Annotated in this window: 14 protein-coding genes; 10 read left to right on the plus strand and 4 right to left on the minus strand. The window is 73.8% G+C overall.

Annotated elements, in window-relative coordinates; genetic code table 11:
• Positions 1-88: 88 nt before the first annotated feature.
• Together IG88_RS0105980 and IG88_RS0105985 are read right to left on the minus strand one after the other, a co-directional pair.
• Positions 89-370, minus strand: coding sequence for an Lrp/AsnC family transcriptional regulator (locus IG88_RS0105980; RefSeq protein WP_031035777.1), 282 nt, complete (start codon positions 368-370; stop codon positions 89-91).
• On the minus strand, positions 367-1,137 hold the full coding sequence (locus IG88_RS0105985; RefSeq protein ID WP_031035779.1) for a rhomboid family intramembrane serine protease: 771 nt from the start codon (positions 1,135-1,137) through the stop codon (positions 367-369). The genes IG88_RS0105980 and IG88_RS0105985 overlap by 4 nt, the downstream gene beginning before the upstream one ends.
• Positions 1,138-1,294: 157 nt before the next feature.
• On the opposite strand from IG88_RS0105985, the gene IG88_RS0105990 reads away from it, so the two are divergent.
• The 5 genes from IG88_RS0105990 to IG88_RS0106010 all read left to right on the plus strand — a co-directional run bounded on the left by IG88_RS0105990 (position 1,295) and on the right by IG88_RS0106010 (position 6,726).
• A complete protein-coding gene (locus IG88_RS0105990; RefSeq protein ID WP_030402115.1) occupies positions 1,295-1,534 on the plus strand; it encodes a hypothetical protein in 240 nt (79 codons plus the stop codon).
• 62 nt (positions 1,535-1,596) lie between these two features.
• Positions 1,597-2,940 (plus strand): NYN domain-containing protein, encoded by a 1,344-nt coding sequence (locus IG88_RS0105995; protein WP_031035781.1) that lies wholly within the window; start codon positions 1,597-1,599, stop codon positions 2,938-2,940.
• Positions 2,941-3,171: 231 nt separating this feature from the next.
• Positions 3,172-4,215 (plus strand): C40 family peptidase, encoded by a 1,044-nt coding sequence (locus IG88_RS0106000; RefSeq protein ID WP_031035783.1) that lies wholly within the window; start codon positions 3,172-3,174, stop codon positions 4,213-4,215.
• Between the two features lie 227 nt (positions 4,216-4,442).
• Positions 4,443-5,459 (plus strand): C40 family peptidase, encoded by a 1,017-nt coding sequence (locus IG88_RS0106005; RefSeq protein ID WP_031035785.1) that lies wholly within the window; start codon positions 4,443-4,445, stop codon positions 5,457-5,459.
• Between the two features lie 73 nt (positions 5,460-5,532).
• A complete protein-coding gene (locus IG88_RS0106010; RefSeq protein ID WP_051851784.1) occupies positions 5,533-6,726 on the plus strand; it encodes a hypothetical protein in 1,194 nt (397 codons plus the stop codon).
• Here the strand turns inward: IG88_RS0106010 and IG88_RS0106015 are convergent.
• Positions 6,683-7,951, minus strand: a complete 1,269-nt coding sequence (locus IG88_RS0106015) for a glycosyltransferase 87 family protein (RefSeq protein ID WP_031035788.1) — start codon at positions 7,949-7,951, stop codon at positions 6,683-6,685. The two genes, IG88_RS0106010 and IG88_RS0106015, sit on opposite strands and share 44 nt — an antisense overlap.
• Before the next feature lie 127 nt (positions 7,952-8,078).
• Here IG88_RS0106015 and IG88_RS0106020 point away from each other — a divergent pair, with 127 nt between their 5' ends.
• The gene (locus IG88_RS0106020) at positions 8,079-9,221 is read left to right on the plus strand and encodes a glycosyltransferase family 4 protein (protein ID WP_031035791.1); all 1,143 of its coding nucleotides are present in this window, start codon (positions 8,079-8,081) and stop codon (positions 9,219-9,221) included.
• 146 nt (positions 9,222-9,367) lie between these two features.
• Here IG88_RS0106020 and IG88_RS0106025 read toward each other — a convergent pair whose 3' ends face one another.
• On the minus strand, positions 9,368-11,164 hold the full coding sequence (locus IG88_RS0106025; RefSeq protein ID WP_031035792.1) for an AMP-dependent synthetase/ligase: 1,797 nt from the start codon (positions 11,162-11,164) through the stop codon (positions 9,368-9,370).
• 310 nt (positions 11,165-11,474) lie between these two features.
• Here IG88_RS0106025 and IG88_RS0106030 point away from each other — a divergent pair, with 310 nt between their 5' ends.
• The 4 genes from IG88_RS0106030 to IG88_RS0106045 all read left to right on the plus strand — a co-directional run bounded on the left by IG88_RS0106030 (position 11,475) and on the right by IG88_RS0106045 (position 14,813).
• Positions 11,475-12,272, plus strand: a complete 798-nt coding sequence (locus IG88_RS0106030; protein ID WP_063760582.1) for a metallophosphoesterase family protein — start codon at positions 11,475-11,477, stop codon at positions 12,270-12,272.
• 140 nt (positions 12,273-12,412) lie between these two features.
• Complete coding sequence (locus tag IG88_RS0106035) at positions 12,413-12,853, plus strand: SRPBCC family protein (protein ID WP_031035797.1); 441 nt, start codon at positions 12,413-12,415, stop codon at positions 12,851-12,853.
• 151 nt (positions 12,854-13,004) lie between these two features.
• Positions 13,005-14,177 (plus strand): ArsA-related P-loop ATPase, encoded by a 1,173-nt coding sequence (locus IG88_RS0106040; RefSeq protein ID WP_031035799.1) that lies wholly within the window; start codon positions 13,005-13,007, stop codon positions 14,175-14,177.
• A 63-nt stretch (positions 14,178-14,240) separates the two neighbouring features.
• Positions 14,241-14,813 (plus strand): DUF5304 domain-containing protein, encoded by a 573-nt coding sequence (locus IG88_RS0106045; RefSeq protein WP_031035801.1) that lies wholly within the window; start codon positions 14,241-14,243, stop codon positions 14,811-14,813.
• Positions 14,814-14,863 lie beyond the last annotated feature (50 nt).

Genomic DNA, 14,863 nt, shown 5'->3' on the forward strand with positions numbered 1-14,863 from the left:
CTTCATGTCCGTCGGCGGACTGCTGCGGGTCCGCGGTGGCCGGTAGGGCCCGCGCGGCAGAACCGCGAGCTTCCCACTCGCCGGCGTCTCAGTTGTCCAGGCCGATGGCGAAGGCCGCTTCCAGGTCGTGCTGGGAGTACGTGCGGAACGCCACGTGGGTGTCCGTGCCCTCCACGCCCGGGATCTTGCTGATCCGGCCGGGGATCACCTCGGCCAGGTCCTCGTGCCGGCTCACCCGCACCATGGCGATCAGGTCGTAGGTGCCGGTGACGGAGAAGACCTCGCTGACGCTCTCCAGCGCGGCGATCTGCTCCGCGATCTCGGGGATGCGGTCCACGCTGGTCTTGATGAGGACGATCGCGCTGATCACGGCTGGTTCTCTCCCTCGGGCGCCGCCACTGGAACGCCCTTCACTCTAGTCGTACGCCCGAATCGCACCCAGGCGAAGGTGAAGCCCAGCCCGAAGCCCACCAGGTGGGCGAGGTAGGCCACCCCCGGGCCGTCGCCGGCCCGTCCGGCCGCCATCCACTGCAGGGTCACCCAGAACGGCAGCACGATCCACGCCGGGAAGCGCAGCGGCAGGAAGAACAGGAAGGGCAGGAGGCTGGTCACGCGGGCCCGCGGGAAGAGGAACAGGAACGCGCCGAGCACCGCGGAGATCGCCCCCGAGGCGCCGACCAGGGACTCCTGGGAGTGGGCGTTGGCGCCCGCGTAGCCCACCAGGGCCAGGTAGCCGCAGCCGAGGTAGAACAGGGCGAACTGGAGCCGGCCCATCCGCTCCTCGGTCATCGCGCCGAAGACGTAGAGGAAGAGCATGTTGCCCAGCAGGTGCACCCAGCCGCCGTGGACGAACAGCGCCGTGGCCGGGGTGAGCGCCGACCCGGGGGAGTCCTCGAACAGTTCTGCGGGGATCACGCCCCAGCGCCGGAAGTAGGCGCGCTGCGCCGCCAGCAGTTCCTCCCCGGTGCCGTACACCGGATTGAGGCCGGCCGCCGGGCTGAGCAGGAACAGCAGGCAGCAGAGGGTGATCAGCGTGTACGTCACCGGGGCCGCCCGGCGCCGGGCCGGTGCGGGGCGGACGAGCCTCCCGACCGCCGCGGCTGTTCTGCGGGCCGTCGTGCTCCAGTTGCGGATCATGAACATGAATCATGACGTAACGGGCGCAACGGGCCATAGTGCCTCGCCGCCGTGGACACGCGGGCGTCGGGCACCCGCCAGGCCGTAGGGTTACGTGCCACACGCACCGGGGGCGGCCCGGCGCGTCACCGACACTGGAAGAGAGTGAACAGCCACGATGACGGTTCCCCTGCCGACCGACACGACGCGGTGGCGCTGCACCCTCTGCGGCAACCTCACCCGCTTCGACGTGACCCGGGCCTCGAAGGTCGTCGAGTACGTGCACCTCGATCTGGCCGGCGAGCCGACGGTGGAGGAGCGCGAGGTGCTCAGTGAGACCATCGAGTCGGTGCGCTGCCGCTGGTGCAACGCCGTGGACCAGGTGGAACTCGTGGACAGGCCGGATGCCGCCTCCTGAGCGGAGCGGCCCCGCACAAGGCGGTCCCGGTCCGGGATCGCCCTGAGACATTGGGGTGACGGATGGTGGAGACACACGGCGGGGGGCCGGGCGACGGCGCCGCTGAGGTGCTCGACCGCCCGCTGCCCGACGGCGTGCGCCGCCGGGTCGTGCAGATCGTGTCCGACGGCTTCGGCTCGCTCACCCTCGGCGAGCTGCCCGCACAGCTCAGGCAGTACGCCAGGTTCGCCCCCAACCGCCGGGCGAAGTTCGCAGGCAACGCCATGGCCGCCGCCGTCGAGACCGACCCGCTCTTCCGCCAGCGCATCGGCGAGAAGCTCCGCGACGCCCAGCCGGAACTGGCCGGCGCCCTGGAGGCCGGGTCCGCGCTCCCGGCCGCCGACCCCCTGGACGTGGCCGCCGCAGCCTACGTGCTGCGCCCGCACGGCTGGGTGAAGCTCGTGACCGCCGCCGGGGAGGAGGCGCAGCGCGCGGACGCCGAGCGCGCGGGCGAGGAGAGCCGTGCGGAGCTGGAGCGGCTGCACGAGGAGCTGGCCCGGGCCCGGGAGCACACCAAGGCCGAGACCGAGCGGCTGCGCGCCGAGCTGGACGCGGCGAAGCGGGAGGCCGAGTCGCTGCACCGCAAGCTGCGCTCCGCCCTCAGCGACGTCAGACGCGGCGAGGCGGCGCTGCGCAAACTCCGGGCCGAGACGGACGCCGTCCGCTCCGAGGCGCACGCCCAGGTGTCCGCGGCCGAGAGCGAGACCCGCCGGCTCAAGGCCCGCCTCGGAGAGACGGAAGCCGCCCTGGAGGCCAGCCGCAAGGCCGCCCGCGAGGGCCGCAGCGTCGAGGACATGCGCGTACGCCTCCTGCTCGACACCCTCCTCGACGCCACCCAGGGCCTGCGCCGCGAGCTGGCGCTGCCCCCGGTGTCCGTGCGGCCCGCGGAGACCGTGGACGCGGTCGAGCCCGGCCGGATGACGCCCAAGGACATCGCCCACCGCGCCCTGTCCGAGAGCGACCCGGCGATCCTGGACCAGTTGCTGGCGCTGCCCCAGGCCCATCTGGTCGTCGACGGCTACAACGTCACCAAGACCGGCTATCCGCAGATGCCGTTGGAGAAGCAGCGGCTGCGGCTGCTCGGCCAGCTCTCCCAGTTGGCGGCGCAGACCGGCGCCGAGACGACCTGCGTCTTCGACGGGGCCGAACTCGTCGCGCCGGTGCTGCTCGCGCCGCCGCGCGGGGTGCGGGTGCTGTTCTCCAAGCCCGGGGTCACCGCCGACGAGCTGATCCGCCAGCTCGTGCGGGCCGAGCCGCCGGGCCGGCCGGTCATCGTCGTCTCCACCGACCGCGAGGTCGCCGACGGCGTCGCGCGCGCCGGCGCGCGCCCGGTGGCGTCCGCGGTGCTCCTCAAGCGGCTTTCCTAGCCCCTCATTCACTTCCGCACCAAGCGCAACGTAGGCGCTCTATGCCCGAATTGACGGAACCGTCACGCAACGTAGTGTCAGGTGAGCGTCACTGCAGGTGAGTTGTGGCGAATAACGCGGTGCGTAACCGTGATTTTTCGGCGGAGGATTTGAACTGATCACGAGTGGGTCACTAGGGTCACCCTTCGAACCCTCGAACGGGTGATCCCTCTCAAGAAGGAGCTCGTCTCCGTGGCGTCCCACCGTCGTCCCAAGCAGCCGAGCCGCACGCGCGTGACCGTGCTCACCACCGCTGCCGCCGCCGCCGTCGCTCTCAGCTCCCAGGCCGCCAACGCGGCCCCGAGCGAGAAGCCGAGCAAGGACGAGGTCAAGGCGAAGGTCGACAAGCTCTACGAGGAGGCCGAGCAGGCCACCGAGAAGTACAACGGCGCCAAGGAGAAGCAGGAGAAGCTCCAGAAGGAGATCTCCACCCTCCAGGACAACGTCGCCCGCGGCCAGGAGGAGCTCAACGAGCTGCGCGACGGCCTCGGTTCGATGGCCAGCGCCCAGTACCGCTCCGGCGGCATCGACCCCTCCCTCCAGCTCTTCCTGTCCGCCGACCCGGACAACTACCTGGACAAGGCGTCCACCCTCGACCAGCTCAGCGGCCAGCAGGTCGAGGCGCTGAAGAAGATCCAGGAGAAGCAGCGCGACCTCGCCCAGCAGCGCTCCGAGGCCTCCAAGAAGCTCAAGGACCTCTCCTCCACCCGCACCGAACTGGGCAAGAAGAAGAAGGAAGTCCAGGGCAAGCTCTCCTCCGCGCAGAAGCTGCTCAACACCCTCACCGCGCAGGAGAAGGCGGCCCTCCAGCAGGAGGAGCAGCGCGCCAACCGCACCAGCGAGCGCCAGGTCCTCACCGGCGGCAAGTCCACCCCCGCCTCCGGCCGCGCGGGCGCCGCCTTCGCCGCCGCCCAGGGCAAGATAGGCACGCCGTACGTCTACGGCGCCACCGGCCCGTCCTCCTTCGACTGCTCGGGCCTGACCTCCTGGGCGTACGCGCAGGCCGGCGTCGGCATCCCGCGCACCTCCCAGGCGCAGGCCAACTACGGCACCCGCATCTCCTCGATGAGCCAGCTCCAGGTCGGCGACCTCGTCTTCTTCTTCAACGACCTGCACCACGTCGGCCTCTACGCCGGCAACGGCCAGGTCCTGCACGCCCCGCGCACCGGCACGAACGTCCGCTACGAGTCGATGAGCACCATCGGCGGTCCGTTCATGTTCGGCGTCCGGGTCTGACCCCGGGCCCCGGGCGCCGAGGCCCCAAAGCCCACGACGTCACCCCTCCCGCAGCGCCCGTTCGGGCGAATCTCGTGCGGGCCCTGTGACCCCCCGCCCCGCCGGTGACCTGCGTCAGCGGCGGGGCGTCGTGCTGCGCGGGGCCCGAGGTCGTTGGCCGGTGCCCCGCCGTGGGGTTACTGTCTGCCGCGTTTCCCCGTCCGCCAGCGGAAGGAGTGCGGCTTCCCGTGGGGTACCATCGCCGCCTTGCACCGTCCGGGTTCGACCGCGGCTCCACCGCCGCCGTCGGCCTGCTCTCCGTGGCCGCCGCCCTCCTGGGCGCCGTACCGGCCGCCGCCGCCCCGCACGACGACCGGCGGGCGGAGGTGGACCGGCTCCACACCGAGGCGGAGCGGGCGACCGAGGCCTACAACAAGGCCGACGCGCGCACCGAGGTGCTGCGGGAGGAGGTCACGACCGCGCAGGACTCCATCGCCCGCAAGCAGGAGCGCGTCAACACCATGCGGGACGCGCTCGGTTCGCTGGCCGGCGCCCAGTACCGCTCCGGCGGCATCGATCCGTCGCTGGCGCTGCTGCTGTCCGCCGAACCGGACGACTACCTCGACCGGGCCTCCGTGCTCGACCGGATCGGCACCCGCCAGGCGGGTGAGCTGAAGCAGCTCCAGGAGGCCATGCGCGACCTCGCCCAGGACCGTGCCGAGGCGGCCGCCAAGCTCACCGAGCTGGAGAAGGGCCGCAAGGCCGTCGCCGCCCACAAGAGGACCGTGGAGCGCAAGCTCGCCAAGGCCCGCGCCCTGCTCGCCGCCCTCCCGGACGACGAACGCGCCGCCTACGAGCGCGGGTCCCGCTCGGGCCGCGAGGACCTGACCGCCCTCGCCGGTGCCGCCGCCCCCGCCTCCGGCCGGGCCGGGGCCGCCTTCGCCGCCGCCCGCTCCGCCCTCGGCAAGCCCTACGTGTGGGGCGCCAACGGCCCCTCCGGCTTCGACTGCTCCGGCCTGACCCAGTGGGCGTACGCGCAGGCCGGCGTCGGCATCCCGCGCACCTCCCAGGCGCAGACCGGCGCCGGGCGGCACGTCTCCCTGGCCGAGGCGCGCCCCGGCGACCTGGTCGCCTACCGCAGCGACGCCAGCCACATCGCCATGTACGCCGGCAACGGCCAGGTGATCCACGCCCCCCACCCCGGCGCCCCGGTGCGCTACGACCCGGTCGGCATGATGCCGATCTCCTCGATCACCAGGGTGTGACCCCACGGCGCCCTGGGGCCGCGTCCCGCCCCGCCGGTGCCGTCCGACGCCCGGCGCCCGTACGATCGGGCGGGTGGCTGGGCGAAGGCGGGTGTCGGGGGTACTGGCGGCTGTCCTGTGCCTGCTGCCCGCCGGGCTCGTGGGGTGCGGCGGGCGGAGCGCCGCCGAGTCCGACCGGGCCGAGGTCCAGCAGGTCCTGGACCGGCGTGCGGCCGCCGTCCTCGCCCACGACGCCGCCGCCTACGCCCGCACCGGCACCGGTGCCGGTCTCGGCGACCTGAGCGCGATCCCGCTGGCCGCCTGGACCTACCGGGTGCGGGCGGTGGACCGCGCCGGCGACCGGGCCACCGCCGACGTCGAACTGCGCTACCGCGTCGACGGCTACGACCGGGGCGCCGTCGCCACCGGCCGCACGATGCGGCTGAGCCGCGACGGCGCCGGCGGACAGTGGTCCGTGGACTCCGACCGGCCCGCCGGGAAGTCCGGCCAGCAGCCCTGGGACCAGGGCCCGGTCGAGGTCGTCCGCGGGAAGCACAGCCTGGTCCTCGGCGTCGGGCAGCCCACCGCCACCCTGCGCCGCTTCGCCGGCCTCGCCGACCGGGCCGTGCCCGCCGTCTCGGACGCCTGGGACGGCGACTGGGCCAGCCGGGTCGTCGTGGTCGTCCCCCGGTCCCTGGAGGGCATGGCGGGCCTGCTCGGCTCACCCGCCTCCTCCTACCGGGGCATCGCCGCCGTCACCACCGGGGAGACGGGCGGCCGGGAGCGCGCCCCCGCGGACCGGATCATCGTCAACCCGGACGCGTACGGGCTCCTCGGCGACCTCGGCAAGCAGGTCGTGCTCACCCACGAGACGACCCACGTCGCCACCCGCGCCGACACCACCTCCGCCACCCCGCTGTGGCTCTCCGAGGGGTACGCCGACTGGGTCGGGTACCGCACGAGCCACCGCACCGCCGCCGAGGCCGCCCCCGAACTGGCCGAGGCGGTCGCCGGGGGCGAGCCGCCCGCGCGGCTGCCGGCCGACGAGGACTTCGGCTTCACCGCCGACGCCCGGGCACTGGCCCGGGCGTACGAGGGCGGCTGGCTGGCCTGCCGGATGGTCGCCGAGCAGTGGGGCGAGGACCGGCTCGACGCCCTCTACCGCTCCGTGGGCGCGCACGCCGAGCGCGCCGGTGCCGTCGAGGACGCGCTGCACGACGTGCTCGGGACCACCCTCGGGGACTTCACTGCGCGCTGGCGGGAGTATCTGCGGACGCGGCTCGGCTGACCCGCCCGGACTCCCCGGCCGGCACCCGGCGCCCGCGCCGCACCGTGTCCCGCCACAGGGCACGGGCACCGACGACGGACGCGGCGACCAGCAGGCCGTTGCGGACGGACAGCAGTGCGATGCCGAGCGGGGTGCTCGTCACCACGTCGCCGAAGAGCAGCGGGAACTCCAGCACCGTCACCAGGCTCGCCACCAGCACCAGGGTGACCGGCACCCGCATCCGGCTCGCCCGGAAGCACCGGCAGACCGCCCCGAGGCCGATCAGCCACACCAGGTACTGCGGGCTGATCACCCGGCTCGTCACCGTGAACATCAGCACCGCCACGAAGGCCGCGTCCGCCGCCGTGTGCGCGGCGAACCGCGGGCGGGCCGGCCGCCGCGCCGCCGCCAGCCGCCACAGCAGCAGCCAGCCGAACGCCACCGCGCTCAGCCCCAGCGAGACCGTGCCCACCGTGCCCACGTGCGGACCCAGGAACTCCATCGAGCCGTAGTTCAGCAGCACCCCGCCCTCCCAGCCGAAGTGCCGGGCCACGTGGAAGACCAGCGAACCCAGCGACTCCACCTCGATCCCCCGCTCGCGCTGGAAGGCCAGGAACGCGAACGACCCGGGCATCGACACGGCGAACACCGCGGCGAGCCCGGCCCCGCCGAGCACCGCCGCCACCCACGGCGCGCGCCCCCGCATCCCGAGGAGCACCAGCGCCGGCCACACCTTCAGCAGCGCCCCCAGCGCGGCCAGGCCGCCCGCCACCCGGGGATGCCGCGCGGCGAGGACCAGCGCGGCCACCGCGACGGCGGTGACCATCACGTCGTAGCGGGCGTACACCGTCGGACCGAGCAGCGGGACGCCCACCACCCACACCCACGCGCCGCGCCGCGAACGTCCCGCGCCCCGGCCCGCGTGCCACAGCAGCGCGAGGACGGCCGCGTCCGTGACGCAGACCAGGACGAAGAACGCCGTCGCGTACGAGAAGAAGGGCAGCAGGGCGGGGGAGAGGATCGCGAGGGCCGCGGCGGGCGGGTACTGCCAGGTGACGTCGTCCTGGGGAAACGTTCCGGTGCGCAGGACGTCGTACCAGCCGTGGTAGATCACGGAGACGTCGCTCGTGACGTCCGGACCGGGCGAGACCAGCACCTTCAGCACCAGCAGCATCAGCACCAGCCGCGAGGCGCCCCAGGTCGACAGCAGCCACACCGGTGACCGCCCCGCGTCCATCGTCTTCACGTGCTCCCTGCCCGTCCGTGCCCGCCCTGCCTGCCGGTGCGGACATGATGACCCGGACACCTGTGCGCGTGCCACAGGAGACCGCCGCCCCCCGGCGCCCGGCGGTCGGTTCGGTAGGGTCGGCGGCGTGCGCAAGACCTTGATCGTAACGAACGACTTCCCGCCCCGTCCGGGCGGCATCCAGGCCTTCCTGCACAACATGGCGCTGCGCCTGGACCCCGACCGGCTCGTCGTCTACGCCTCCACCTGGAAGCGCGGCCGCGAGGGCGCCGAGGCCACCGCCGCCTTCGACGCCGAGCAGCCCTTCACCGTCGTACGGGACCGCACGACCATGCTGCTGCCGACGCCGGGCGCGACCCGGCGGGCGGTGGGCCTGCTGCGCGAGCACGGCTGCACCTCCGTGTGGTTCGGGGCCGCCGCACCCCTCGGCCTGATGGCACCGGCCCTGCGGAAGGCGGGCGCCGAACGCCTGGTCGCCACCACCCACGGCCACGAGGCGGGCTGGGCCCAGTTGCCCGCCGCCCGCCGACTGCTGCGCCGGATCGGGGAGTCGACGGACACGCTCACCTACCTCGGCGAGTACACCCGCTCCCGCATCGCGGGCGCGCTCACGCCGGAGGCCGCCGCGCGGATGGTGCAACTGCCGCCCGGCGTCGACGAGAAGACCTTCCACCCGGCCGCCGGCGGCGACGAGGTGCGCGCCCGCCTGGGCCTCACCGACCGCCCCGTCGTCGTCTGCGTCTCCCGGCTGGTCCCGCGCAAGGGCCAGGACACCCTGATCCGTGCCCTGCCCCGCGTCCTCGCGGCCGAGCCGGACGCGGTCCTGCTGCTCGTCGGCGGCGGCCCCTACGAGGAGGACCTGCGCCGTCTCGCCGCCGAGACCGGCGTGGCCGGCTCCGTCCACTTCACCGGCCCCGTGCCCTGGTCCGAGCTGCCCGCCCACTACGGCGCCGGCGACGTCTTCGCCATGCCCTGCCGCACCCGCCGCGGCGGCCTCGACGTGGAGGGCCTCGGCATCGTCTACCTGGAGGCCTCGGCGACCGGCCTCCCCGTCGTCGCGGGCGACTCGGGCGGCGCCCCCGACGCGGTGCTCGACGGCGAGACGGGCTGGGTGGTCCGCGGCGACGCCCCCGAGGAGTCCGCCGACCGCATCGTCGCGCTCCTGGGAGACCCGGAACTGCGCCGGAGGATGGGCGAGCGGGGCCGGGCGTGGGTGGAGGAGAAGTGGCGCTGGGACCTGCTGGCGGAGCACCTGAAGGCGTTGCTGTAACACGGCCGCCTTCGCGGCACGGGGACTGAGGACACCCAGGGGCGCGGGGCTGCGACATGTGCGGCTCCGCCGCGCTGGGCCCGACAGGCCACGACGAACGCGAAGCCGCCGACGAACCGAACCACCCGGCACCCCGCCGGGCGCCCCTACTTGGAGTAGATCGCCTCGATCTCGTCCGCGTAGTCCTTGGCGACGACATTCCGCTTCAGCTTCAACGACGGAGTCAAGTGCCCCGATTCCTCGGTGAACTGAGCCCCCAGCACCCGGAACCTGCGCACCGACTCCGCCTTCGACACCGCCGCGTTCCCGTCGTCGACCGCGTCCTGGACCGCCGCCAGCAGCTCCGGGTCCTCCCGCAGCGACATCGCCGTCGAGCCGGCCGGCTTGCCGTGCTCCGCACACCAGCGGCCCAGGAACTCCTCGTCGAGGGTGACCAGCGCGCCCACGAAGGGCCGTCCGTCGCCGACCACCATGCACTCCGCGACCAGCGCGTGCGCGCGGATGCGGTCCTCCATGACGGCGGGGGCGACGTTCTTGCCGCCGGCGGTGACGATGATCTCCTTCTTGCGGCCGGTGATCCGCAGGTAGCCGTCCTCGTCCAGGGTGCCGATGTCACCGGTGTGGAACCAGCCGTCGGCCAGCGCCTCCGCGGTCGCGCCCGGGTTGTTCCAGTACTCCTTGAACAGGTGCTCGCCGTGCAGCAGCACCTCGCCGTCGTCCGCGATGCGCACCACGGAGCCCGGCAGCGGCTGGCCGACCGTGCCGATCTTCTGCCGGTCCCAGGGGTTGAAGGCGGTGGCCGCGCAGGACTCGGTCAGCCCGTAGCCCTCCAGGACCGTGAAGCCGATGCCGCGGAAGAAGTGGCCGAGCCGCTCGCCGAGCGGGGCGCCGCCGGAGATGGCGTACTCGCCGCGCCCGCCCAGGACCGTACGGAGCTTGCCGTAGACGAGCTTGTCGAAGACCCGGTGCCTGAGCCGCAGTCCGACGGACGGACCGGACGGGGTGTCCAGGGCCTTGCTGTAGGCGATCGCCGTGTCCGCGGCCTTGTCGAAGATCCTGCCCTTGCCGTCGGCCTGCGCCTTGGCGCGCGCCGAGTTGTACACCTTCTCGAAGACGCGCGGGACGCCGAGGATCAGCGTGGGCCGGAACGCGGCCAGTTCGTCGGTGAGGTTCTTGATGTCGGGGACGCAGCCCAGCTTGATCGGCGCGATCATCGGCGCGACCTGGACCAGACGCCCGAAGACGTGCGCGAGGGGCAGGAAGAGGAGGACCGAGCACTCACCGGTGCGGAAGAGCGGACGCAGCCGTTCCACCACGTTCCCGCACTCGGCGAAGAAGCTGCGGTGGGTGAGGACACAGCCCTTGGGACGGCCGGTGGTGCCGGAGGTGTAGACGATGGTCGCGGGGTCGTCGGCCTTCGCGATCGAGCCGCGCTCCTCGACAGCCCGGTCCGTGACGTCCTGGCCCAGCTTCCCCAGGTCCTCGACGGCGCCCGCGTCGATCTGCCAGACGTTCTTGAGGGCGGGCAGCCGGTCGCGCACCGACTCGACGACCGCGGCGTGCCCGGCCGACTCCACCACGCACGCGGTGGCCCCCGAGTCGCTGAGGATCCACTGCACCTGCTCCGGCGAGCTGGTCTCGTACACCGGCACGGTGATCGCGCCCGCGCTCCAGATGGCGAAGTCCAGCAGGGTCCACTCGTAGCGCGTGCGGGACATCAGACCCACCCGGTCGCCCGGCTGGACACCGGAGGCGAGCAGGCCCTTGGCCGCGGAGTGCACCTCGGCGAGGAAGGCGCGTGCGGTCACGTCCTGCCAGGCGCCGCCCACCTTGCGGGCGATGACGGCGACGTCGGGATGCTGCGCGGCGTTTCTGCGGACGATGTCGGTCAGGTTTCCGTCCGCGGGGACCTCGTACAAGGCCGGAAGGCTGAACTCGCGCAAGACTGCTGCTCCTCATAGGGCGCCGGCGCCACGACACTGTGTGATGCGACGGTGCGGTCCAAGGCTCGGGCAAGTGCTCGGGAGAACTCATGCGCGATTCACATGGTGAAATCCCGAGCACGACTGGACTGCCCGGACGTTACCCGCCGGTATGCGTCCTCCGACAGGGGGTCCCCGCGAGATGTTCGCTGCGTCACACGGATGGGGTTTGCTTTGCGCACAGTAGTCGACGGGCCGTCCGACCAGCCAGTAACCGCAGGTCCGACCGCTACTGTTCACAACCGCCGCGCGCTGCCTACGCTTGATCGCCATGGCACCCACACCGCCCCGCAACACGACCACACGCGTCCACGTGGTCAGCGACGTCCACGGCAACGCGCGTGACCTGGCCCGGGCCGGCGAGGGCGCCGACGCCCTGATCTGCCTCGGGGACCTGGTCCTCTTCCTCGACTACGCCGACCACGCGCGCGGCATCTTCCCCGACCTGTTCGGCGTGGCCAACGCCGACCGCATCGTCGAGCTGCGCACCGCCCGGCGCTTCGCCGAGGCCCGCGAGTTCGGCGCGCGGCTGTGGGCCGGCGTCGACGGGGACCGGCGCGAGCTGATCGAGGGGGCGGTGCGCAAGCAGTACGCCGAGCTGTTCGCCGCGTTCCCCACCCCGACCTACGCCACCTACGGCAACGTCGACGTGCCCCCGCTGTGGCCCGAGTACGCCCGCCCCGGCACCACCGTCCTCGACGGGGAACGGGTGGAGATCGGCGGCCGCGTCTTCGGCTTCGTCGGCGGCGGCCTGCAAACCCCCATGAACACGCCGTACGAGATCGGCGACGAGGAGTACGCCGCCAAGATCGAGGCCGTCGGCGAGGTGGACGTGCTGTGCACCCACATCCCGCCGGACGTGCCGGAACTCGTCTACGACACCGTGGCCCGGCGCTTCGAACGCGGCAGCCGCGCGCTGCTCGACGCGATCCGCCGCACCCGTCCCCGCTACGCCCTGTTCGGGCACGTCCACCAGCCGCTGGCCCGGCGGATGCGCGTCGGGGCGACCGAGTGCGTGAACGTCGGCCACTTCGCCTCGACGGGACGGCCGTGGGTGCTGGAGTGGTGAGCGCGGGCGGCCGACCTGCGCAGGTGGGTGGTGGCATGGGCCGCCCCCGTGCGCGATAGCCTGCACGCGGCACACACGTGCGCGCGACGGGCGGCGCACGACGACCTCAGCAGCGGACCGCATCCGGAGGACCCACGGCGATGGCGGAACACACCAGCTCGAGCATCACCATCGAGGCGGCCCCGGCCGACGTCATGGCGGTGATCGCCGACTTCGAGCGCTACCCGGACTGGACGGGAGAGGTGAAGGAGGCGCAGGTCCTCGCGACCGACGCGCAGGGGCGTGCCGAGCAGGTCCGACTCGTCATGGACGCCGGGGCGATCAAGGACGACCAGACACTGGGCTACACCTGGACCGGCGAGCACGAGGTCTCCTGGACGCTGGTGAAGTCCCAGATGCTGCGCTCCCTCGACGGCTCCTACCTGCTGCGCCCGGCGGGCACGGGCACGGAGGTCACCTACCGGCTCACGGTGGACGTCAAGATCCCCATGCTCGGCATGATCAAGCGCAAGGCGGAGAAGGTCATCATCGACCGGGCCCTGGCCGGCCTGAAGAAGCGGGTCGAGTCGAAGCAGCCCTAGCCGGTTCGCGGGCAGCGGTGACGAGGCCGGCGCGCACGGGCGGCGGGGGCACCTCCCGCGCGAGCGAAGCGGGCGGGAGGGAGGCACCCGCGCGACGCCGGGCAGCGCACCCGCGTCCGGCCCCGCCCAGGCACCGGTACCGTTCCCCCTCATGCGCACCCTCCTGATCACGGGCCCCGGCGGCACCGGCCGTACCACGCTCGCCGCCGCCACCGCGCTCACCGCCGCCCGCGAGGGCACCCGCACCCTCCTGCTCGGCACCGACCGCGACGACACCCTCGGCGCCGCGCTCGGCGTGCCCACCGGGCCCGCGCCGACCCCCGTCGAACCCGGCCTCACCGCCTGGCGCCCCGACGCCGCCCAGGGCTTCCGGGACGCGCTCGCCGCCCTCCAGGACCGCGCCGCCTCCGCCCTCGACCTCCTCGGCGCCGCCCGTCTCGACCCCGAGGAACTCACCCCGCTCCCCGGCGCCGACGACCTCGCCCTGCTGCGCGCCCTGCGCGAGGCGGCCCTCGCCGAGGCGCACGACCTGCTCGTCGTCGACCTGCCGCCCGCACCCCGCGCCCTCGCCCTGCTCGCCGCGCCCGAGGAACTGCGCCGCGCCCTGCGCCTCCTGCTCCCGCCCGAACGGCAGGCCGCCCGTGCCCTGCGCCCCGTCCTCGGCCGGCTCGCGGGCGTCCCCATGCCGGCCGAGGCGCTGTACGAGGCGACCGCCCGCTGGGACCTGGAACTCGCCGCCGCCGAGGCCGTCCTGGCCGACCGGAACACCACCGTACGGCTGGTCGCCGAGCCAGGACCGGCCGGTGCCGACGCCGTCCGCGCCGCCGCCCTCGGCCTCGCCCTGCGCGGCCTGCGCACCGACCTGCTGGTCGCCAACCGCGTCCTGCCCGAGGACGTCCCGGCGGACAGTTGGCTCGGCGGCCCCCTCGCCCAGCAGCGCAAGACGCTGGCGGAGTGGCAGGGGACGTACGACGTCCGCGCCGTCGCCCACCTCGGCCGCGACCCCCGCGGCACGGACGACCTCGCCGCCCTCGGCGTGCCCGGCGTCAACCCGGCCGCCTCCCCGGTCGAGTGGCCCGTCACCGACCGGCTGGCCGAGGACGGCGTCCTGGTCTGGCACATCCCGCTGCCGGGCGCCGTGCGCGAGGAGCTCGACCTGATCCGCCGCGGGGACGAACTGGTCGTCGCCGCCGGGCCGTTCCGCCGCACCGTTCCGCTGCCGTCCGCGCTGCGCCGCTGCACCGTCGACGGGGCCGCCCTGCGGGAGGGCGCGCTCGCGGTGCGGTTCGCGCCCGACCCGGCGCTGTGGCCGCGGGGACGATGACCCGGCCGGGGCCGCCTCCGTTCGGGTAACGTCGTAAGGACGAACCGTAGTCAGGAGTCCGTCATGAGCGAAGAGCTCCCCCCGTCCGAGGCACCCCGCCCCGACGAGGCCGACACGGTCGACGGGACGCGTGCGACCGGTGGGGCGCGCGCGGCCGACGGGACGCGTGCGACCGACGCCGACGCCTGGGCGACGGCGTGCGCCGAGGACCTGGAGGCCGAGAAGGCCCGCCGCCGTGCAGCGTACGGGCCGCCGCCCGGCTCCGCCGCCGAGGAACTGCGACGGCTCGTCGACACCGTCGCCGACAAGCTGTCCGGCCTCCAGGCCCCGCTGCTCGGCCAGGTCGCCGGACCCGCCGCCCAGCAGGTGGTCCGGCAGGTCGTCCAGCAGGCGAAGGCCGCCGTCGAACCGGTCATCGAGCGCAACCCGGACGTGTTCGACCACCTCGCCGCCGCCGGCGGTGAACTCCTCGCCGCCTACCGCTCCGCCGTCCAGAACCAGGAACGCCGCTGGACCACGGGGGACACCCCGGCCAAGGACCCGCGCGACCCCCGTGACCAGGGCGAAGGCGGCACCGACGGGGGCGACGAGGGCGACGGGGGCACCGGTCCCGGACAGCGCATCGACCTGGACTGAGCCCCGCCTCGGGTACGGTTGCCCTTAGCGGGGCTCGACCGAACTGAGGG

Origin of the sequence: Streptomyces sp. NRRL F-5650 (genome assembly GCF_000721365.1) — a bacterium.
Lineage (GTDB): Bacteria > Actinomycetota > Actinomycetes > Streptomycetales > Streptomycetaceae > Streptomyces > Streptomyces ardesiacus.